The sequence below is a fragment of the Nocardiopsis alborubida genome (assembly GCF_012396365.1).
Taxonomy (GTDB): domain Bacteria; phylum Actinomycetota; class Actinomycetes; order Streptosporangiales; family Streptosporangiaceae; genus Nocardiopsis; species Nocardiopsis alborubida.
In genome coordinates, this window is record NZ_JAAXPG010000046.1 from 18922 (window position 1) to 39661 (window position 20740).

The 20740-nt window shown below is 72.6% G+C and carries 17 protein-coding genes; 10 read left to right on the forward strand and 7 right to left on the reverse strand.

Going from position 1 to position 20740, the window contains the following annotated elements; translation table 11 throughout:
- The gene (gene clpB / locus HGB44_RS30055) at positions 1 to 2616 is read left to right on the forward strand and encodes an ATP-dependent chaperone ClpB (RefSeq protein ID WP_061083498.1); all 2616 of its coding nucleotides are present in this window, start codon (positions 1 to 3) and stop codon (positions 2614 to 2616) included.
- Between the two features lie 66 nt (positions 2617 to 2682).
- Here the strand turns inward: clpB and HGB44_RS30060 are convergent, their stop codons facing one another.
- From HGB44_RS30060 to HGB44_RS30080, 5 genes are all read right to left on the reverse strand, one after another.
- Positions 2683 to 3669: an NAD-dependent epimerase/dehydratase family protein gene (locus HGB44_RS30060; RefSeq protein WP_061079720.1), complete on the reverse strand. Its 987-nt coding sequence runs from the start codon at positions 3667 to 3669 to the stop codon at positions 2683 to 2685.
- A 66-nt stretch (positions 3670 to 3735) separates the two neighbouring features.
- Positions 3736 to 4497: an ABC transporter permease subunit gene (locus tag HGB44_RS30065; RefSeq protein WP_061079719.1), complete on the reverse strand. Its 762-nt coding sequence runs from the start codon at positions 4495 to 4497 to the stop codon at positions 3736 to 3738.
- Complete coding sequence (locus HGB44_RS30070; RefSeq protein ID WP_210752366.1) at positions 4494 to 5231, reverse strand: ABC transporter ATP-binding protein; 738 nt, start codon at positions 5229 to 5231, stop codon at positions 4494 to 4496. Before HGB44_RS30070 ends, HGB44_RS30065 begins: the two co-directional genes overlap by 4 nt.
- A gap of 558 nt (positions 5232 to 5789) precedes the next feature.
- Positions 5790 to 7052, reverse strand: coding sequence for an RNA polymerase sigma factor (locus HGB44_RS30075; protein ID WP_061079717.1), 1263 nt, complete (start codon positions 7050 to 7052; stop codon positions 5790 to 5792).
- A gap of 47 nt (positions 7053 to 7099) precedes the next feature.
- On the reverse strand, positions 7100 to 7540 hold the full coding sequence (locus tag HGB44_RS30080; RefSeq protein WP_061079716.1) for a YciI family protein: 441 nt from the start codon (positions 7538 to 7540) through the stop codon (positions 7100 to 7102).
- A 317-nt stretch (positions 7541 to 7857) separates the two neighbouring features.
- Between HGB44_RS30080 and HGB44_RS30085 the strand changes: the two genes are divergently transcribed.
- The 5 genes from HGB44_RS30085 (at position 7858) to HGB44_RS30105 (ending at position 14467) form a co-directional block, all read left to right on the forward strand.
- On the forward strand, positions 7858 to 8082 hold the full coding sequence (locus tag HGB44_RS30085) for a mersacidin/lichenicidin family type 2 lantibiotic (RefSeq protein WP_082768272.1): 225 nt from the start codon (positions 7858 to 7860) through the stop codon (positions 8080 to 8082).
- Positions 8083 to 8167: 85 nt separating this feature from the next.
- The gene (locus HGB44_RS30090; RefSeq protein WP_061079715.1) at positions 8168 to 8392 is read left to right on the forward strand and encodes a mersacidin/lichenicidin family type 2 lantibiotic; all 225 of its coding nucleotides are present in this window, start codon (positions 8168 to 8170) and stop codon (positions 8390 to 8392) included.
- A 122-nt stretch (positions 8393 to 8514) separates the two neighbouring features.
- Positions 8515 to 11778 (forward strand): type 2 lanthipeptide synthetase LanM family protein, encoded by a 3264-nt coding sequence (locus HGB44_RS30095; RefSeq protein ID WP_061079714.1) that lies wholly within the window; start codon positions 8515 to 8517, stop codon positions 11776 to 11778.
- A complete protein-coding gene (locus HGB44_RS30100) occupies positions 11775 to 12287 on the forward strand; it encodes a hypothetical protein (RefSeq protein ID WP_061079713.1) in 513 nt (170 codons plus the stop codon). Before HGB44_RS30095 ends, HGB44_RS30100 begins: the two co-directional genes overlap by 4 nt.
- Positions 12284 to 14467, forward strand: coding sequence for a peptidase domain-containing ABC transporter (locus HGB44_RS30105; RefSeq protein ID WP_082768271.1), 2184 nt, complete (start codon positions 12284 to 12286; stop codon positions 14465 to 14467). Before HGB44_RS30100 ends, HGB44_RS30105 begins: the two co-directional genes overlap by 4 nt.
- A gap of 177 nt (positions 14468 to 14644) precedes the next feature.
- On the opposite strand, the gene HGB44_RS30110 is transcribed toward HGB44_RS30105, so the two are convergent.
- Positions 14645 to 15208: a hypothetical protein gene (locus HGB44_RS30110; RefSeq protein WP_061079711.1), complete on the reverse strand. Its 564-nt coding sequence runs from the start codon at positions 15206 to 15208 to the stop codon at positions 14645 to 14647.
- Between the two features lie 340 nt (positions 15209 to 15548).
- Here HGB44_RS30110 and HGB44_RS30115 point away from each other — a divergent pair, with 340 nt between their 5' ends.
- Entirely contained in the window at positions 15549 to 15749 is a 201-nt protein-coding gene (locus HGB44_RS30115; protein ID WP_061079710.1) for a hypothetical protein, read from the forward strand.
- An 11-nt stretch (positions 15750 to 15760) separates the two neighbouring features.
- Here HGB44_RS30115 and HGB44_RS30120 read toward each other — a convergent pair whose 3' ends face one another.
- A complete protein-coding gene (locus HGB44_RS30120; protein ID WP_231972362.1) occupies positions 15761 to 18676 on the reverse strand; it encodes an AfsR/SARP family transcriptional regulator in 2916 nt (971 codons plus the stop codon).
- A gap of 428 nt (positions 18677 to 19104) precedes the next feature.
- On the opposite strand from HGB44_RS30120, the gene HGB44_RS30125 reads away from it, so the two are divergent.
- The 3 genes from HGB44_RS30125 to HGB44_RS30135 all read left to right on the forward strand — a co-directional run bounded on the left by HGB44_RS30125 (position 19105) and on the right by HGB44_RS30135 (position 20714).
- Positions 19105 to 19500 carry a nuclear transport factor 2 family protein gene (locus HGB44_RS30125; RefSeq protein ID WP_168444208.1) on the forward strand — a complete coding sequence of 132 codons (396 nt, stop codon included), beginning with the start codon at positions 19105 to 19107 and terminating at the stop codon, positions 19498 to 19500.
- 185 nt (positions 19501 to 19685) lie between these two features.
- A complete protein-coding gene (locus HGB44_RS30130; protein ID WP_168444209.1) occupies positions 19686 to 20423 on the forward strand; it encodes a response regulator transcription factor in 738 nt (245 codons plus the stop codon).
- A gap of 114 nt (positions 20424 to 20537) precedes the next feature.
- Complete coding sequence (locus HGB44_RS30135) at positions 20538 to 20714, forward strand: plantaricin C family lantibiotic (protein WP_082768270.1); 177 nt, start codon at positions 20538 to 20540, stop codon at positions 20712 to 20714.
- Positions 20715 to 20740: the final 26 nt, after the last annotated feature.

Genomic DNA, 20740 nt, shown 5'->3' on the forward strand with positions numbered 1-20740 from the left:
ATGAACTACAAGCTCACCAAGAAGAGCCAGGAGGCCCTGTCGGTGGCGATCCGCCGGGCCACCACGGACGGCAGTCCGCAGACGGAGCCCGTGCACCTGCTGGCGGCCCTGCTGGACCAGGCGGAGGGCGTCACCCGCCCGCTGCTCAAGGAGGTCGGCGCCAGTCCGGACGCGCTCCGGGACAGGGTCGAGGCGGCCGTCGGCGCGCTGCCCAAGGCGGCCGGGTCCACGGTCAGCTCGCCCAGCTCCTCGCGCCAGCTGATCGTCTCCATCAACACCGCGGCCCAGCGCGCGCAGCAGATGGAGGACGAGTACGTCTCCACCGAGCACCTGCTGGTGGGGCTGGCCGCGGACGGCGGCGAGGCGTCGCGGCTGCTCACCGAGGCCGGAGCCACCCCCGACGCGCTCCTGGAGGGGTTCGAGCGCGTGCGCGGCACGGGGAAGGTGACCTCGGAGAACCCGGAGGACACCTACCAGGCCCTGGAGAAGTACGGGGTGGACCTGACCGAGCGGGCCCGCGAGGGCAAGGTGGACCCGGTGATCGGCCGCGACGGCGAGATCCGGCGGGTCATCCAGGTGCTCAGCCGCCGCACCAAGAACAACCCCGTGCTCATCGGCGAGCCGGGCGTGGGCAAGACCGCGGTCGTGGAGGGCCTGGCCCAGCGGATCGTGGCCGGTGACGTGCCGCAGTCCCTGGTGGGCAAGCGCCTGGTGAGCCTGGACCTGTCCGCGATGGTGGCGGGCGCCAAGTACCGCGGCGAGTTCGAGGAGCGGCTCAAGGCGGTGCTCTCGGAGATCAAGGAGTCCGAGGGCCAGGTCATCACGTTCATCGACGAGCTGCACACGATGGTGGGCGCCGGCGCCGCCGAGGGCGCCATGGACGCGGGCAACATGCTCAAGCCGATGCTGGCGCGCGGTGAGCTGCGCATGGTGGGCGCGACCACCCTGGACGAGTACCGGGAGAAGATCGAGAAGGACCCCGCCCTGGAGCGGCGCTTCCAGCAGGTCATGGTGGGCGAGCCCTCGGCAGCGGACACGATCGCGATCCTGCGCGGGCTCAAGGGCCGCTACGAGGCGCACCACAAGGTGCAGATCGCCGACTCGGCCCTGGTGGCCGCCGCGACCCTGTCCGACCGCTACATCACCGCGCGGTTCCTGCCGGACAAGGCGATCGACCTCATCGACGAGGCGGCGTCCCGGCTGCGCATGGAGATCGACTCCAGCCCGGTGGAGATCGACGAGCTCCAGCGCACCGTCGACCGCCTGAAGATGGAGGAGATGGCGCTCGACAGGGAGTCGGACCCGGCCAGCCGCCAGCGGCTGGAGCGGCTGCGCGCGGACCTGGCCGACCGGCAGGAGCAGCTCACCGGGCTGGTGGCCCGGTGGGAGCAGGAGAAGGCCGGTCTCAACCGGGTCGGCGAGCTCAAGGGGCAGCTGGACGACCTGCGCACGCGGGCCGAACTGGCCCAGCGCGAGGGCGACTTCGGCGCGGCCTCCCGGCTGATGTACGGGGACATCCCGCAGCTGGAGAAGCAGGTCGAGGAGGCCAGCAGGGACGAGGAGAGGGCGGCCAGCCGGGGCGGCGCCACCATGGTCAAGGACGAGGTGGGCGCCGACGAGGTCGCCGACGTCGTGTCGGCGTGGACCGGCATCCCCGTGGGGCGGCTGATGGAGGGCGAGACCTCCAAGCTGCTGCGCATGGAGGAGGAGCTGGGCAGGCGTCTCATCGGGCAGAAGGACGCCGTGGCCGCGGTGTCGGACGCGGTGCGGCGGGCGCGGGCGGGCATCTCCGACCCGGACCGGCCGACGGGGTCGTTCCTGTTCCTGGGCCCCACGGGCGTGGGCAAGACCGAGCTGGCCAAGGCGCTGGCGGAGTTCCTCTTCGACGACGAGCGCGCGATCGTGCGCGTGGACATGAGCGAGTACTCCGAGAAGCACTCGGTGTCGCGCCTGGTGGGTGCGCCCCCCGGCTACGTGGGGTACGAGGAGGGCGGCCAGCTGACCGAGGCCGTGCGCCGACGCCCGTACACGGTGGTGCTGCTGGACGAGGTGGAGAAGGCGCACCTGGAGGTGTTCGACACCCTGCTCCAGGTGCTGGACGACGGCCGCCTGACCGACGGTCAGGGCCGTCAGGTGGACTTTCGCAACACCATCCTGATCCTCACCTCCAACCTGGGGTCGCAGTTCCTGGTGGACCAGACGCTGGAGGAGGCGGTGCGCCGCGAGCGCGTGCTCGACGTGGTGCGCGCGACGTTCAAGCCGGAGTTCCTCAACCGTCTGGACGACGTGATCATGTTCGACGCGCTGTCCACCGAGGACCTGACGCGGATCGTGGACCTCCAGGTCGACAAGCTGGCCCGGCGGCTGGCGGACCGGCGGCTGGGGCTGGAGGTGTCGGCGAGCGCCCGCGAGTGGCTGGCGCTGACCGGCTACGACCCCAACTACGGCGCGCGTCCGCTGCGCCGTCTGGTGCAGTCCTCCATCGGCGACCCGCTGGCGCGCGAGCTGTTGTCGGGCGACCTGGCCGAGGGCGCCACCGTGGTGGTGGACGTGGACGAGGGCGCGGACAGGCTCCGGGTGACCTCGCACGGTGCAGAGGAGGCCCCGGAGGCCTGAACCGGGCACGAGCGCGGAGGGCCGCCTCCCCTGGGGAGGCGGCCCTCCGCCGTGTCCGCGACCGGATCAGGCCCCGGCGAGCAGGCGGGCCTCCACCCGCGGGTCCAGGCCGACGCGGGGGCGGTCCGGGCGCTGGGGCGCACCGCCCTCCAGGGTCCGCAGCCACGCCCAGGTGTCGGCGACGGTCTCGGTGACCGGGCGGCAGCGCAGCCCCGTCGCGAGCGCCCTGGACACGTCCCCCTGGTGCAGGGCGTCGTACAGCTCGCCGGGCGGCACCCACACGGGCAGTTCGGTCCACGGCTGGACGCCCGCGTCGAGGATGACCCGGGGGTCGGTCCAGCGCAGTTCGGCGTCCGAGCCCGTGACCGCCGCGCACGCCTCCAGGAGCCGCGCGGTGGTGGTGTGCCCCGGCGGGCTCACCAGGTTGTGGGGACCGCCGAGCCCGGCCTCGGCGGCGTCGAGGGTCCAGGCGGCCAGGTCGCGCACGTCCACGTACTGCAACGGCAGGTCGGGCGGGCCGGGGGCCAGGACGGGGCCGCCCCTGGAGATCCGCTCCAGCCACCAGGGCAGGCGGCCGATGTTCTCGTACGGACCGAGGATCAGTCCCGCCCGTACGGACAGTGCCCGCGCGCCGAAGGCCGCCTCCGCCGCCAGCTCGCCGCCGCGCTTGTCCCGCGCGTAGTCGGTGCCGCCGTCCTCGGGGGAGGCGTCCACGACCGGCCCGTCCTCGTCCAGCCCGGGGGCCGCGGGAGAGGTGTAGACGGAGCGGCTGGAGACGTAGGCGTAGTGCCCGGCCCGGTCGGCGAGGAGCTTCGCGGCGTCGGCCACCGCGGAGGGGGCTCCCGACCAGGTGTCGACGACGGCGTCCCAGTGCCCCTCGGCCAGGGCGCCGAGTCCGCCCGCCTCGGTCCGGTCCCCGTGCAGGGCGGTGGTGCCGGAGGGCGCGGCGTGCCTGCCGCGGTGGAAGACGGTGACGTCCCAGCCCCTGGCGAGCGCGTCCTCCACGACCGCCCGCCCCACGAACTCGGTACCGCCCAGAACCAGAAGTCTCATGGCCGGGAGTCTGCCGGTTCCGGCCCCGACCCGCCAGGGCCGCCTGCCCAGGGCAGAACCGGGGGTTCAGGACACGTCGCGGCGGAGCGTGGTGACCGAGGCCAGGGCGACCGCCACGGCGGCGTAGCCGACCAGGACCAGGACCGCGACCCACACGGGGAGCAGCTCCTCGAAGCCGTAGACGAGCCCGGTGTCGTAGAGCGCGGTGGACGCGCCGCCGGGCAGCCACCTGCCGGCGTCCTGGAGTTGGGGGACGACGGTCAGGAGCGGTTCCAGCATGAACACCCACAGGATGCCGAACACCAGAGCGGCGACCTGGTTGCGGATGAGCGCGCCGACGCCCACGCCGATCACGGCGTAGGCGACGTAGGCGCCCACGGAGCCGACGAGGATGCGCGGCACCTGGTTGTCGACCAGGTCCAACCCGCCTCCCCCGGTCAGGATGGAGGCCCCGGCGGCCAGGGAGGACAGTCCGACGACGACCGCGCCGAACGGCAGGCTGACCAGAGCCGCGGCCACGACCTTGGCCACGATCACGGGCGGACGCCGCGGACTGGTCAGGAAGGTGACGTTGATCGTGCGGTGCTGGTACTCCGACGTCACCATCATGATGCCGATGAGCATGGCGAAGAGGGTCCCCGAGGCACCCATGGTCCAGACGGAACCGGCGTACGCGGTGCTGTCGCGGCTGAGGCCGCCCTCCAGCCCCGAGGCGAAGACCGCGAGGCCCAGGGAGAGAGCCACCCAGGCCAGTGCGGCGAGGAGCAGGATCCACCACGACCGGGTGGTGAGGACCTTGCGGAGCTCGGACCTGACGAGAGCGATCACTGGTGGTCTCCAAACGGACGGGCGGCCGTCCCCGAGGCGGTGAGGCGGAGGAAGGCGTCGTGCAGGCTCTCCCCGTTGCCGGTGAGTTCACCGAGGGTCCCCTGGTGGACCAGACGGCCCCTGGCGATGATGACGACGTTGTCGACGGTCTGTTCGACCTCGGCCAGGACGTGGCTGGACACGAGGACGGCGACGCCCTTGTCGTGGGCCTGGTGGCGCAGGAACCGGCGGAGCCACTCGATGCCCTCCGGGTCCAGCCCGTTGGCGGGCTCGTCCAGGATCAGCACCCGGGGGTCGCCCAGGAGCGCCCCGGCCAGCGACAGGCGCTGGCGCATGCCCATCGAGTAGCCGCCGACCCGCTTGTTCCCGGCACCGGCGATCCCCACCTCGTCCAGCACCTCGTCGGCACGGGAGAGGGGCAGGCCCGCGGCGTCGCACATGACGCGCAGGTGGTTGCGGCCGGTGCGCCCCGGGTGCAGGTTGGTGGCCTCCAGCACCGCGCCGACCTCGGTCAGCGGGTTGGGCAGGCTCGTGTAGGCGCGGCCGTCGACCAGCCCCTCACCGCTGTCGGGGCGGACCAGGCCGAGCAGACACCGCAGGGTGGTGGTCTTGCCCGCGCCGTTGGGTCCCAGGAAGCCGGTGATCGTGCGGGACTCCACCGTGAAGGAGACGTGGTCAACGGCCTGCTGGCCGCGGAACGCCTTGGACACGTTCCTTATCTCGATCGCTGGCATGCATTTCGCTCTCGTCGGAGGAATACTGGAAAACACCTTCAGCGGGAGACACGGTCGTTTTCCCTTTCCGCGTTCCCCGCCGGGGATCCGCGAGGAGCCTAACAAGGCCCCTTTCGTCCCACAGACGATGGATCACGGGCCCGGCGGGGAACCGGAGAGCATGACTTTCGTGGGTTGCACACCACTCAGTCCAGCGGATATGCGCCATCCACCGCGGGAGCGCACCGAGCGGAGGGAACGGGAGCGGGAGGAGCACGGACCCGCGCAACCGCCGGCACATCCTTCGTCAGTTCGTCCCCTGACTTTCGTTATGCGCCACCGGGGGGGGAATACGCCGTCACAGTCTTTCGCGCACGGCCGGAAAGGACATCGGCCTTCGCGGGAATGGCCGCTTCCGGCCACCCGCGCGGGAGGGGCGGCGCACCAGGGCCACCAGTGGCGGGGGACGGTTCGCCGCCTTCCTCTGCAGCCGCCGCGGGCGCGTTCTCCACGACCGCCCGCCCCGCGGACCCGGTACCGCCCGGAACCGACGCCGCGGAACCGGCCGCTCGGGCCAGGTCAGCCCCCGCAGCCGCGGGCGCGCTCCAGGAGCAGGGAGCGCTCGCGCTCGTTGCGGGTCAGGGACGCCGCGCGCTCGAACTCGGCGCGGGCCTCGGCCCGGCGGTCCAGCCGCACGAGCAGGTCGCCGCGCACGGCGGGCAGCAGGTGGTAGTCGCCCATCCCCGGCTGGTCCCGCAGCGCGTCCACGATCCCCAGCGCGGCGTCCGGCCCCGAGGCCATCGACACCGCCACCGCCCGGTTCAGCTCCACCACCGGCGATCCGGTGGCCTCGACCAGGGCCAGGTACAGAGCGGCGATGACCGTCCAGTCGGTGTCGGCGGCGGTGAACGCCCTGGCGTGCTCGGCCGCGATGGCCGCCTGGAGCACGTAGGGCCCGCCGGGCTGGCTCCGGTCCGGTGGCAGCGCCCTGAGCAGGGCCTCCAGCCCGCGCGTGATGAGCAGGCGGTCCCAGAGCGCGCGGTTCTGCTCGGCCAGGGGGACGGGCTCCCCGTCGGGGCCGACGCGGGCGCGCAACCGCGAGGCGTGCAGCTCCATCAGCGCCACCAGCCCGTGCACCTCGCGTTCCTCGGGCAGCAGCTGGGCGAGCACGCGGCCCAGGCGCATGGCCTCCTCGCACAGCGTGGGGCGCGTCCACTCCGTGCCCGAGGTGGCGGTGTAGCCCTCGTTGAACACCAGGTAGACGACCTCCAGGACGGAGGCCACGCGGGCGTCGCGGTCCTCGCCGACGGGCACCTCGAAGGGCACCCTCCTCCTGGCGAGGGTGCGCTTGGCGCGCACGATGCGCTGGGCGACGGTGGACTCGGGCACCAGGAAGGCCCGGGCGACCTCCTCGGTGGTGAGTCCGCCGAGCAGGCGCAGGGTGAGCGCGACGCGGGCCTCGGTGGACAGCACCGGATGGCAGCACACGAACATCAGCCGCAGGAGGTCGTCGCCGAAGTCCTCCTCCAGGACGGCGTCGAACTCGGCCTGCCCGTCGTACCCGGCGAACTCGCGGCCGAGGTCGGCCATGCGCCGCTGGAAGCGCTCGTCGCGGCGCCAGCGGTCGAGCACGCGGCGCTTGGCGACGGTGGTCAGCCAGGCGCCGGGGTTGTCGGGGACCCCGTCACCGGGCCACTTCTCCAGTGCGCTGACCAGCGCGTCCTGGGCGAACTCCTCGGCGAGGCCGACGTCGCCGACCATGCGGGTGAGCACTGCGACGAGGCGGGCCGACTCGATACGCCAGACCGCCTCGACCGCGCGCGTGGCGTCGGTGTGGCTCACGGGGCAATCTCAGCACCACGAGCCACACCGGCGCAAGCACGTACGGGTCAGCCGCCGTGCGAGTACCCCTGGGCGCGCAGCTCGCGCTCGCGCTCCTTGAGGTGCTCGGGCATCTCGTCGCCGAAGTCGTCGGTGTCGAAGACGCGCCGCAGCACCAGGTTCATCTCGGTGTCGTCGCCCTCCGGCGGGTGCGGGCAGCGCTTGGCCCACTCCACGGCCTCCTCGTGCGAGGACACCTGGAGGACCCAGTACCCGGCGACGAACTCCTTGGCCTCCGCGAAGGGCCCGTCGGTGACGGTCGCGTTGCCGCCGCTGAAGGTGACCCGGGTCGCCTCGGAGGCGGGGGCCAGGCCGTCCCCGGCGAGCAGGACACCGGCCTTGACCATCTGCTCGTTGTAGGCGGCCATCGCCTCGAAGACCTCCGGGCCGGGCTCGTAGTCGACGGCCTCGGTCTCGGGCGTGGACATGATCGTCATCATGTAGCGCATGGTGTTCGCCTCTCGTGCGGTGTGGGGGTCCGCTCCCCCGCTCTCATCCACACGTCGAACGGCACCGCACCGGATCGACACCTCCCCGGATTTTTTCTCGGGGATTCTCTCCGCGCCCCCGCCGCACCGCTCACCAGCCCTCTGGCTGGTGAAGACCCGTTCCGGACACGGAGGGGACGCCGGGACGGGGCAGAGCGCGCGGGATTCCCCGGCGGACGTGACATCCGCGCGAAGGCGGGTCCGGAGGATGGGCGCCATCGACAAGGCACCACCGCCCTTGCCACACACGTCGCAGCACTTCGCCGAAGGGAAACCCTATGAGCATCGAGAAGGCCTGGAAGGACCCCGACTACCGCGACGGACTCACCGAGATCGAACTCGACGACCTCCCCGAGAACCCCGCCGGTGCCACCCCCCTCAGCTCCCAGAGCCTCAACTCGGTCCGCGGCGGCCGTGACCCGTTCGAGATGTCCATCCTGCCCTACGTCACCTGCGGTCAGCCGACCCGCTCCGTGATCATGACCTGCGCCGGTCCGGCCTGAACCGGCCTCCCTCCGCCCGCGTCGGGGGCGGACCCACCCGTCGACTCCGGAAGACGCACCGAGGAAACCGAGGGAAAGGAAGCGGATGAGCACCGAGAGAGCCTGGAAGGACCCCGACTACCGCGACAGACTCACCGAGGACGAGGCCGCCGACATGCCGGAGAACCCGGCGGGCACCAGCCCGCTGGACAACCGCCGGCTCAACGAGATCCACGGTGGCACCGTCGTCACGACTCGTCCCGTCAACACCGTCGCCCTCTGCCCCCTGACCCTGGTTCCCTCCCTCTGCGGCACTCTCGGCAGAGACTGACGGGGAGCGACGAACGCAGGATCCCGGGGCGGGAACACCGGGAAGGCCCTCCTTTCGGCGGACCGCGGTGTTCTCCCCCCGCCCCCAGACAGGACCCGCGCCCCGAGAGAAGACAGGACACCGTGGCCCCCTCCCCAGCTTCGGAACGCACACTGACCGCGACCGCGACCTGGACGGTCGCGGACGACCTCCCCTGGCAGCGCGCCCTGCACGTCGACGCCTCCGAGCGCCGGGCCGCGGGCAACCCCTCGCCCCATCCTCGCGCCCACGGGCGCTGGACCCGCGTCTTCGGAGCGGACGGCATCGGTCCCGCGGCCGACGCCCTCGGGTTCGGTTCGGGTGGTCTCCGCGACCTGGTCGAGGGCCCGGACGCTCCCGCGGCCCTGTCCGTCCCGCACTGGGTGCGCCGGGCCGACCACCACCTCGCGCTGGGACGGGCCCCGTCGGCACGCCCCGAGGAGCATCTCCTGCGGCCCGACGACCTCGGCCTCACGCGCGTCGCCGCCGACCTGGTCCGCGGCTACCAGCGCGCCCTGTGCTCTGGTGCCGCCCGTGCCGCGGGCGACGCCCCCCGGCTCCGGGAGCTGCCCCGGCTCCTCCTCGGCACGTTCCCGCTGTCCGCACTGCACGCCCTGACGGGGCGGACCCTGGTCCTGGAGATGAACGTCGCGCGAATCAGGGGGCAACTCGTCGGCGACACCCCGGAGGAGAGGTACCGCGACCACCTCCGCCGGCTGGACGGAGACCACCTCCAGAGGGAGTTCTGGTCCGAGTACACCGTCCTACTCCGCCAGGTCGACCAGCTGCTCTCCGGCTGGCTGGACTCACGCCTGGAGTTCGCCGGACGTCTGGCCTCGGACCTGCGCGACCTCGACTCCCTGCACGGGGTGCGCCTGGGCGCGCTCGACTCCGTCGGCTTCGGCGCGGGCGACACCCACCGCGGTGGCCGCTCGGTCGCCGTCGCCGGGTTCTCCGGTACCCGCATGGTGTACAAGCCACACGCGCTCGGCTCCGACACCGCGTGGGGCGCGGTGATCGACTGGTTCAACTCCCAGGCGCCCGAGCACGGCCTGCGCGCCCCCTGCCACCTGCCGCGTGCCAGCCACGGGTGGACGACCTTCGTCGAACACCTCCCGTGCCGGTCCGACGAGGGCGACGCCTTCTACTGGCGCTTGGGCGCCCTCCTGGCCCTGAACTACGCCCTGTGCGGCACGGACCTGCACCACGAGAACCTCATCGCCTCGGGTGCCCACCCGGTCATGATCGACATGGAGGCCCTGTTCCACGGCGCCGCGCCCCGGGAGCCGGACGGCGCGCGCGTGGACCCGGCCGAGCGGGTCATCGGCGAGAGCGTCATGCGCGTCGGCCTGCTGCCCTCGAAGATGATGGTCCACGACGGCGGCGCCGTCCGGGCCTTCGACGCGAGCGGGGTCGGCGCCGACGGTGAACACGAGTCCCTGATCCCGCTGTCGGTCGCCCGGCGCGCCGGAACCGACGAGATGGTCTTCGGCTCCGAGTACGTGACGGTACGCGGTGAGGCCTCCCACCGGCCGCACTGCGACGGCGCTCCCTTCGATCCCCGCGAGCACGTCGGCGCTTTCACCAGGGGCTTCACCGACGCCTACTGGTACGTGGCCGGGGACCGGGAGGCCTGGCTGGCCGAGGGCGGCCTGCTCGACGGTTTCCGCGGTGCCGAACTGCGCCACATCGCCCGGCCCACCGCCTTCTACGCCGCCGTGCTCTCCGACAGCTCCCACCCCGATTTCCTCCGCGACGGCCGCGACCACGACCGGATCCTCGCGAGCGTGGCGTGCGGCGCCGACGGGACCCGGCACTGGGAACCGCTGGCCGCGGCGGAGCTGGCCGAGCTGCGCGTCGGCGACATCCCCCACTTCACCTGCCGTTCCGGGTCGACCGACGTCGTCAGCGGCCAGGGCACCGTCGTGCCCGGCTTCCTGGCCGAACCGCCGGAGGAGGCCGTCCGCCGCAGGGTCCTGCGCCTGGGCCAGGAGGACCTGGAAACACAGGCCCGCCTGGTCCGGCGCGCCTTCGACTCGCTCCAGCCCGCGCGCGCGACCGCTCCCGGAGGCACTCTTCCCCCGGCCGGGGAACCCCTGTCCGGCGACACCGCCGTCGAAGGGGCCCTGCGCATCGCGCACGAGCTCTGCGACGAGGCGGTGCGGGACGGCGACGACATGGGGTGGATCGGCCTGGAGTTCGTCGAGGAGCGGTTCTGGCGCCTGGGCGGGGCCGGCAACGACCTGTACTCGGGACTGGCCGGGATCGGGCTCTTCCTGTCCCGCGCCGCCCAGGCCACCGGAGACGGGCGGATTCGCGGATTCGCCGAGCACACCGCGCGGATCCTGGCGGACCGTGCGGGGGAGCTGCGAAGGGAGCACGACCGCCGGGCGGCCGCGGGCACCCTGGAGCGGGAGCTCAGCCGGCGCTGCGACCCCGGCGGCTTCGGTCCCGTCGGCGGTCTGCTCTACCACCTGGCCCACGCCGGGAGCGTCCACGGTCGCGGAGACTGGCTCGACGCCGCCGAGCTCTGCCTGCCCGTGCTGCGGGACCACATCGGGCACGACACCATGCACGACCTGCTCTCGGGGGCGGCCGGGGCCTGCCTGGCCGCCCTGGCGCTGCACCGCGTCCGGCCGGGTTCGGGCGCGCTGGCGGTCGCCGAGTACGCGGCCTCGGCCCTGCTGGACCGGGCCGTCCCCCAGGAGACCGGGATCGGCTGGCCGGGCGCGGCCTCGCGGGTCCCGCTCTCGGGCGCCTCGCACGGCAACGCCGGGGTGGCCCACGCCCTGCTGCGGCTCAACGCCGTCGCGCCCCGTCCCGAGTACCTCCACGCGGCCGCACGAGCCCTGGCCCACGAGCGCACGCTCCTCGACCCCGCCCTGGGCAACTGGCGCGACCTGCGGCCCGACGGCGGAGACGTTCCCGGCGTGTCCTGGTGCCACGGCGCCCCGGGCATCGGGCTGGTCAGGGCCGCCGGGCTCGGCCTCAGGGGCGCCGAGACCCTGTACCCGGTCCTACGCGAGGACATGGAGACCGCCGAGCGCGCCACTCGCTCCGCCCACTTTCCCGAGGGGGGCGGATTCCGTTCCCTGGGCGACAACGGGCTGTGCCACGGCGACCTGGGGAACCTGGAGTTCCTGCTGGTCTCCTCCCGGATCCGCGGCGACGACGAGGGCGCCGACGCCGTGCTGTGCTCCGCCGCCGCCCTGGCCGAACACGGCCTCGGGAGCGGCTGGGGCACCGGCCCGCTGGCCGCGGAGGCCGTCCCCGGCCTGATGTACGGCCGCGCGGGCATCGGTTACAACCTGCTCCGCCTGGCCCTGCCCGCCCAGGTCCCCTCCGTCCTGTTGCTGGACACACCGTGAGTGCGGCAAAGGACCGCACCGGGCTCCTGGTCCCGGAGGACACGGCCCGCCTCTACCGACGGTCCGCCCTCGTGCCCCCGCCGCGCACAGGCGGTCGCGCGTCCGCGCTCGAACGGCTTCTGTCCGTACCCCGGTGGCCGTTCGCCGCGGTCGTGGCCGTCCTGGTCGCGGCGGTCGCGGCCGGAACGCTCGTCCGGCTCCCCGTCCGGGTCCCCCTCACCCCGACAGGCGCGGGGCCCGGGGGGATCAGTGCCGTCGCCCCTCCCGGCGCGGAGGTGTCCGAGGGGCTCGCGGCCACGGTCGTGGCCGGCTCCCGGCGGTCGGCGGGAGTGGTGAGCGGGGTCCGCCGGGAGTCCGTTCCCGGCACCGGAGCGACGGTGACGGTCGTGACAGTGGAGCTGCGGGGCACGCTCCCCGACGACCCCGGAAGCATCCGGGTGTTCCTGGAGACGGGTACCCGCCCCCTCCTGGCGGAGCTCCTCGGACAGGACGTGGGGAGAGCGCCGTGAGAACGAGACCGACGACGCCCGGACGCCTCCGGAGGCACATCGGCCCCCGGGTCCCGGTCGTTCTGCAGAACACGCCCACCGAGTGCGGGATCGCGTGCCTGGCGATGGTCCTGGGCGCCCACGGGCGCTCCGTTCCGGTACGCCGGCTGCGCGAGGAGCTGGACGCGGGCCGCGACGGCGTCTCGGCCCAGGCCCTGGCGATGGCCGCTGAGGAGCACGGCATGCGGGTCCGGGCCTACCAGGCCGAACCCGGAGCCCTGCGCGGGATGACCGTACCGCTCATCGCGCACTGGGGGCTGAGCCACTTCGTCGTGGTCGAGAGCGTCGGCGAACGGTACGTCCGCATCGTCGACCCGGCCTCCGGGAGGGGGCGGATACCCCGGGAGGAGTTCGACCGCTCCTTCACCGGCATCGTGCTCACGATGCGCCCCGGGGAGGACTTCGAGCGGCTCCGTCCCCCGCCGGGGGAGGTCCCGAGGTTCCTGGCCCGCCACTTCCCCCGGTCTCCCGGCCTGGTGGGCACGGTGGTGGCGGTCTCCGCCCTCCTGACCGCTCTGGGCGTGCTGCCCGCCCTGGTCGTCCGCTACCTGATCGACCGGGTGGTGCCCACAGGCGGCACCGACATGATGGTCGCGGTGGGACTCGGCGTGCTCGCCCTGGTCGTCGGCCAGGCCCTGGTCGGGTTCCTGCGGTCCGAGGCCCTGGTCCGGCTGCGCCTGCGCGTCGACCTCGACCTGATGACCTCGTTCCTCAGGCACCTGTTCCGCCTGCCCTACGCCTACTTCCAACTCCGCGGCAGCGGTGACATCCTCACCCGCGTGTCCAGCAGCATGGTGATACGGGAGGTCCTCAGCTCGCACATGCTGTCCCTGCTCCTGGACACCGCCATGACGGTCTTCTACGTCACCCTGCTGTGGCTGCTGGCCCCCCGGATCGGCGCCGTCGTCCTGGGCGCCGCGGTGCTCCAGTTCCTGGCGGTCGCGGTGTTCAGCCGCCGGGTACGGGAGACCAGCCGTGAGGAGACGGCCGCCATGGCGGAGGCCCACACCCAGCTGGTGGAGTCGCTCGCGGGCGTGGAGACGCTCAAGTCGGCCGGGGCGGAGGGCGCGGCACTGAGCCGGTGGGAGTGGCTGTACCGAAACCAGCTCGCCTCCACCCTGCGCAAGGACACCGTGACCAACCGCATGGACCTGCTGCTGGACCTGTTCCGGCTGGGCGCGCCGCTGGCCCTGCTGTGGGCGGGCACCTGGCTCGTCCTGGACGGGGGGATGTCGCTCGGGACACTCGTCGCGGCCAACACCCTGGCGGGGATGGCGCTGACCCCCGTGGCCTCGCTGTCCCAGGTCCACCACTCGCTCCAGTCCGCGGCCGTGCACGTGAGCAGGCTCCGGGACGTGCTCCAGGAGACCGCTGAGCGCGGGGGCGAACCCGCGCCCGAGCTACGGGGGCGGATCAGCCTCCGCGGGGTGTCGTACCGGTACCAGAAGGACGCGCCCGCCACCCTGTCCGACGTCGACCTGGAGATCCCCGCCGGGAGCATGGTCGCGGTCGTGGGCCGTTCCGGGTCCGGCAAGAGCACGCTCGGCAGGCTCATGCTCGGGCTCCACCAGGCCACGCGCGGCGAGGTCCTGTTCGACGGGATCCCCCTGACCCGGCTGGACCCGAGGACGATCCGGTCCCAGTGCGGGGTCGTCGTGCAGGACAACGCCGTGTTCAGCGGGAACGTGCTGGACAACGTCCGGATCAACGCCCCCGGAGCGACCGTGGAGGACATCGTGCGCGCCTCCAGGCTGGCCTGCCTGCACGAGGACGTCCAGCGGATGCCGCTCGGGTACTTCACCCCGCTGGGCGAGCGGGGCAGCGGCCTGTCCGGCGGACAGCGTCAGCGCGTCGGACTCGCCCGGGCGCTGGTCTCCGAGCCCCGTGTCCTGCTGTTGGACGAGGCGACCAGCCATCTGGACACCGTCACCGAGGACCGGATCCGCCACAACCTGCGCGAACTGGACTGCACCCGGGTGGTCATCGCCCACCGGCTGAGCACGGTGCGCGACGCCGACCGGATCGTGGTGGTCTCCGACGGGCGTGTCGTCGAGCAGGGGACCCACGAGGAGCTGGTCGCCGTCCGGGGCGCCTACGCCGACCTGGTCGGCGGCGACCTCACCGGAACGGTGTCCGGCTGAGGGACGGGGACCGACGGGGACCGGCGACCCCGTTCGGGAGGGGACCGGCACAGGAGCGCCGGACGGACCACGGGCCGGGCTCCGCCTCATCCGGAGCCCGGCCCGTCCATGGACACAGGTACGCCCTGCCGCCGTCGGCGACGGCCCGAGGGAGGGAACAGGCCCTCGGCGGTGGGGTCAGCCCACCGCTTCGAGGGCGGTGAGCCAGGAGCGGCTCAGCGAGACCGCGGCCGTGTCGGCGCCCCTGCGCACGATCTCCTCGCTCAGTTCGGGGTGCTTGACCACCCGGTCGGCCCGGGTCATCAGGTCGATGTCGGCCCGGTCCAGCACGGCCCGGACGACGGAGTTCTCCACGGTCGCCCGGACCTCCATCGCGAAAGGGCTGTGGCTGGCGGGCAGGAAGGGGCCCGTGTACCGGTCCAGGGCCTCCTCGGTCCGCCCCTCGCGCAGGAGGGCGAGGACGTCGTTCACGTCGCAGGAGACGTGCTCCTCCAACCAGTAGAAACCACGGAGGCGGTCGTAGCGCACGGGCAGGCCGATCTTGCGCGCGCGCAGCGCCAGGGTCGGCAGGCTGGAGGGAGCGGGATCCCCCTCGAAGAGGTTGACCATCAGCCAGTCCCGCTGCGCCTGTCCCGCGGAGAGCACCAGCAGCGCCACGAGCTCCACCGCCCGTCTGCTCTGGACGGTCACTCCGTTGACCGCGCAACGTCCAAGCGTCGAGATTTCCACCGTTCTGTCCATGGGGGAGCTCCTCAGGTTGTGGGACGAGCCGTCCGCCGTCGGACCGGCTCGATGGCAACCATCCGGGAGACCCGCATCACCCGCCTATCCGCTCCCTATCCCCCCGCGGCGGCGAAGGAGCGGCCCGACCGACGGCCCGACGCAGGGAACATGAGCGGTGAGGCACAGGAATTCACGTCCTTTCCCCTTCCCGGCCCGGGCGGTGGCCGCTCCCGGCCACCGCCCCGCGCCCACCTGCGGGAAACCGGCGCCAATAGCCGCGGGATAGGGAGCGGAGAGGTCCGCTTCCTAGGTTGGCGTCATCCCCGAAGACCGGGGACACATCCTCCAGGAGGCAGACATGAAGGCCACGAAGTCGCTCGTCACCCTCGTCATCGCCGCCGCCCTCCCCCTCCTCGCAGCCGAGTCCGCGCTGGCCTCCTCCACGGGAACGGGCCACGTACGTGAGGTCCCCGGAGCCGGCGTGAGCGTCAGCGGCATCCTCGACGTGTGCGTTCCCGGCACGCCCGTCTGCCTGGACGGTTCCGACCCGTGGGACTGAACCGGTCCTGCTCAGCCGAGCTCCGCGAGCTCGCGCTCGGTCGAGGCCTGCTCCCCCGCGTCCCTCAACTCCCCGAAGAGGACGGCCGATCGCTCCAGGTAGAGGCCCGCCTCGGCCCTCCGGCCGCTGCGGACGCACACCCGGCCGAGGTCTCGCAGGACGACGGCCCTGCCCACGGGGTCGTCGAGTTCCTCGACCAGACCGCGCGCCCTGTGGAGGTGCTCCAGCGCCCGCTCGTACTCGCCCCCAGCCGCCTCCAGCAGACCGGTCCTGCGCAGGACCTGGGCACAGGCCCGGGAGTCCCCCGTCTCCTCGGCCAGGGACAGGGCCCGGTCGAGCTCGTCCCGGCCCTGCCGGATGTCACCCTCCAGACAGCGCAGGTACCCCATGAGCATCAGGCACCGCCACTGGCCGCCCAGGTCCCCGACCACCAGGAACCCCTCCAGTGCCTGTTCGCAGAGGCGGATGGCCCCGGCCCGCTCGCCCCGCAGGTCGGCCAGGCTGGCCAGTCCCCTGCGGGCCAGGGCCCGGCCGTGCGTGTCGCCCAGGTCGTCGAACTCGGCCAGGGCCTCCTCCAGCATCGCCGCGCGGAGGGCGTCGTCCTTGCCCTGGGTGAGGGTGGCTCCGGCCATCTCCATCAGCGCGGCCCGTCCGCGGCGGTTGCCGCTCTCGCGGAGGACGGGCTCCACCGCGCCGTACAGTTCGGAGAGGTCGTCGAGGTAGCCGCGTCGGGTCAGGAACAGGGAGATGCCCGCCACCAGGTCCCAGGAGTGCTCGTCCAGCCCCTCGGCCACGGCCTGGAGGGCGGCGTGCCGGATGTTGGCCCGCTCCGCCTCCAACCAGGTGTAGGGATCGGCCATCAGGCGCTCCACGTACCTGGGCGGGGGTGACCAGCGGGGCGCCTCCCCGCGCAGACGCAGGTAGTCGCCGCCCATCAGCCTCCGGTTGGCGGTGTCCAGGAGCGACAGCCAGCCGCCCAGCAGCCGCTCGACGGCGGCCCCTCTACCGCCGTCCTCCTCCCGGAGGAGCCGCTCACGGGAGAAGTCGCGGACGAGCTCGTGGAAGCGGTAGACCGGCTCGCCTGCCGCGTCCACGCCGATGATGTCGATCATGTGCGCGTCCACGAGCGGTTCGACGAGGTCCGAGGGGAAGGCGCGGCCGTCGTCGAGCAGCGCCCCGGCCGTCCAGGCCGGGATGGTGGGCCCCTCCATCGTCCCGAGCAGCCGGAAGGCGCGGGCGGTCCGCGGCTCGATGCCGTCGTAGGTCAGGGAGAGGCTGGCCCGGACGGTCATGTCGCCGTGGGCGAGCTCGTCCAGCCTGTTGCGCTCGTCGGCGAGGCGCTCCACCATCGCCGCAAGCCGCCAGCGCGGCCGGGCCGCCAGCCGGGCGGAGATGATCCGCAGGGCCAGGGGCAGGCGTCCGACGGCGCGCACCAGGGCGCGGGCCGCCTCGGGCTCGGCCCTCACCCGCGCCTCCCCCAGGACCCGGGAGAGCAGCTCGATCGACGCGTCGCCGGGCAGGGTGTCCAGTTGCACCTGCGTGGCTCCCGGCAGCCCCGTGAGGAAGGCCCGCGAGGTGACGACGACCCCGCATCCCGCGCCCGCGGGGATCAGAGGCAGCAGCTGGGCCTCGTCCGCGGCGTCGTCCAGTACGACGAGCACGCGCCGGGAGGCGAGCATCCCCCGGTACATGACCGCCCGCTCGTCCACGTCCTCGGGGATGGCCTGTGCCGGCGCGCCCAGGGAGCGCAGGAACCTGCTCAGAACGTCGGACGAGGTCAGCGGGTTGCCCCGGGTCGCCCGCAGGTCGCAGTAGAGCTGTCCGTCGGGATAGTGCTCGGCCGCCAGGGCGTGGGCGACGCGCATGGCGGTGGCGCTCTTGCCCACACCGGGGCGCCCCATGAGCACCGCGACACCGACCCGGCCGCCGCCGACCAGGGTCTCCTGGATCGTGCGGGTGACGTCCTCGCGGCCGACGAAGTCGGCGGTGTCGGTGGGCAACTGGTAGGGGCGGTCCCCCGGTTCGGGGTACCGAGGAGTCTCCTCCTCGCCGGAGGGAACCGGGGAAGCCGCCGGGGCTGCGGGGACGGCGGGGACGGCGGGCGCCTGGAGCACGGGGTCCCCCGCGAGGATGGCGTTCTCCATGCCGCGCAGCTCCTCGCCGGGCTCCAGGCCGAGCTCCTCCACCAGTAGGCCGCGTCCGGTCCGGTAGGTGTCCAGGGCCTCCGCCTGACGCCCCGAGCGGTACAGGGCGAGCATCAGCTGGGCGCGCAGACGCTCGCGGAGCGGGTGCTCCCCGACCAGGGTGCGGAGCTCCCCCACCAGCTGGGAGTGCCGTCCCAGATCCAGTTCGACGTCCACATAGGACTCGATCACGGAGAGTCGCTCCTCGTCCAGCCGGGTGGCCTTGGCCGCCAGGGGCGTGGAGCCGATCCCGCTCAGGGTCGGCCCGCGCCACAGGTCGGCCGCGGCGCGCAGCGCGGCCGCCACCTCATCCCCGTGGCCCCGCCCGTTCAGGGCGGCGGCCTCCCTGACCAGGGTCCGCTGGACGTGCACGTCGACGGTCCCGGGGTCGACCACGAGCAGGTACCCCGGCGGTCGGGTCTTGATACTCGCCCCGGTGGGCTTCAGGAGGCGGCGCAGGCGGGAGACGCAGATCTGTACCTGGGTCCGGGCCGTGTCCGGCGGATCGTACTCCCAGAGCACGTCGATCAGGTGGTCGACGGAGACGACGCGTTCGAGTTCAAGGAGCAGCGCGCTGAGGACGATCTGCTGGCGTCCGGCGGGTACGGGTACCAGCCCCTGGGGGCCGTTGATCTCCAGAGGGCCGAGCAGCCGGAATCGGATTCCAGACCGCTCCGGGGGGATGTCGATCGTCTCTCCTCGGGAATTCCCATCGCATCGACGGATGTGGGTTTTCTGGACCACATCGCGATTCTACACGGAAAGCGGGATCGAACTTTCACGGAACGCCCTTCCCGAACACGCGGACAAGCCCGGGCCGTGCGGGCAAGCACATCCGGAAGCCCCTGGCAGGAGCCGCCCCCCGGGGAGAATGCGAACACCTGGACTTGGGCCACCGGCTGGTTACCGCCGAAACTCCCCTCCCGCCCCCGCGGGCCGCCCCAACCATGCATAACGCACACACAGTCACCGAAATGCGGCACAAGGAAATGGCCGGATCCGGCCATCCGTAACCGCTCCTGGAACTCCGGGAAACGGACTCCCGGAGAGGGCCCTCCTTTCCCGGCCACTCCCGACCAACCACGTCCAGTAACGCCGATAGCGGCGCGATAGCGGAAGGATTCCGCGTTTACGCAGCATGGGAGGCCGGAACGCGCAGCGAGGAGAGCCCCGTGCCCCAGTCCCCGGGAGGCCCCCCGCCTCCCCCCACAAGTGCCAGCGTCTCGTCGATCGGGGTGGAACACGCCCTGTTGTCCTACCTCTACCTGGACCGGGGGGACCCTGACGGCTACGCCTCGCTCGTGGACGGCGCCGCCCGTTTCGAGCATCCCGGGTTCCCCGTCGCGTTCGGGTCCGAGGAGGCCGCGGCCCTGGTCCTCAAGTGCTACGGCTCCAGTGGCATCCACCGCCCCCGACGCGTCGTCGCCGCGGACGGGGACGTGGTGGTGACCGGCGTGCTCACCCGGAGGGCGGGCGGGGGGGACGACCAGGAGTTCGCGGACCTCTTCGCGATCACCGAGCACGGACTCCTGTCCTCCTGGCGGAGGTACCACCGGCCCACCGGGTGAAAACCGGCCGGAAAGCGTTCGGCGACCGTGAGTTCCGTGTGAGAGCCCCTTGGAATTCTGCGAAAAGGAGAGGCGTCCGCAACCCCTCCCCGCAGACGCCGGGCCGCCCAGAAACACCTCGGGATCCGTCCAAGGCCAGCGTCTCGACAAGCCCCTTCCAGCTCCACCGGACCGAAGGAACTCTGTTGAGAATCGTCATCGCCGATCCCTGCCCGTTCGCGAGATCCGGAATGAGAGAAGCGCTCCGGGGCGAGGCCGACATCGAGGTCGTGGCCGCCCCCGGCACCGGAGGCGAGACGGTCGCGCGCATCCTCGACGCGGACGTCGACGTCGCCGTCGTCCACACCGACATGGGCGACATGGACGGCTTCACCGTCACCCGCATGGTGGCGGACCGCGCCAGTGTCGTGCTCCGCTCCTCCGGCGACCCCGCCGTGGACGCCGCCGAGGCCCTCAGGGCCGGCGCCCACGGCGTGGTGAGCTGCACCAGCGGACCGCGGGTCGTGATCGACGCCCTGCGGGAGACCCACCACCGGGACATCTTCCTGGAGCCCGCCGTACTGCGGCGGCTCCTCGGACCGGACACCGTCGGCACCGCGCCGGGAGCACACCGGCCCTCGGGGGTGGACGTCCTCACCGACCGCGAGCGCGAGGTACTGCTCCTGGTCGGCCAGGGGCTGGACAACCGGGACATCGCGGCACGGTTGACCGTGAGCGAGGGAACCGTCAAAACACACGTCAACCGCGCGATGACCAAACTCCAGCTGCCCTCCCGGGCCCGGCTCGTCGTGTTCTGCTACGAGAACGCCCTGATCACCCCCTCGATCCGAATTCCAAAGGAGGGTCTCTCAAAAAAGCGTCAACTTATGCGACAGAAGAAGATCAACCCAGGGATGACGACGGCGGCAGGGTCGCTCGGATAGTTTTTCATCAACGCCGAAGGGCAGCAGGGAAAACGCCCGGAAAGCGAAGGAAAAAATCCGAACAATCTTTTCTCCGCGCCGGAGGGCACGGTGGAAAGGAAAGGAGAAGCGATCATGCCGAAGGACCACGAGGGCGACATCGAGCTGACCACCGAGATCAACGAGCAGGAGTTCGACGACCCCACGGTCGGCGGTTCCGGCGAGGTCGGCGCCGCGACGATCAGCAGCTGGCTGGGCAACGACGGCAAGATCTGCACCGCGACCGTCGAGTGCATGCCCACCTGCAACTGACCCCCGCCCCCCGGCAGCGGTCATCC